Here is a 262-nt window from a genome sequence, read left to right as displayed (position 1 = left end):
CTAAAAAACCTATTTTGTATTTAAGCCAAAATATATCGTCAACTTTCGACGAAATAAGAATTGAAGTTGGTGATTATGTTCAAGTCGCTGCTTACAGACCTAAAATGGATATAGGTCCTCATGTAGCAATCATTGGGGATATAAAAGAAGTATTTCGTTGGGGTTCTTCTAGACACAGTCCAGTTATAAGCGACTATGTTAGTAAAACACTAAGAGAGATGACTCAAAATGAAAGTAAAGCATACCTTAGTTATATCTATAC

At 33.6% G+C, this 262-nt stretch carries 1 protein-coding gene; it reads left to right on the top strand.

What is annotated here, in order from left to right:
* On the top strand, positions 1-262 hold a 262-nt coding region (locus AAEY93_RS20765), incomplete at both ends, for a hypothetical protein (protein WP_502959575.1).

The sequence above is a fragment of the Shewanella sp. CAL98-MNA-CIBAN-0140 genome (assembly GCF_040309905.1).
Classification (GTDB): Bacteria; Pseudomonadota; Gammaproteobacteria; order Enterobacterales; family Shewanellaceae; genus Shewanella; species Shewanella psychromarinicola.
Note: the sequence above shows the minus strand (reverse complement) of the source record. Positions and strands in the feature narration are given on the sequence as shown.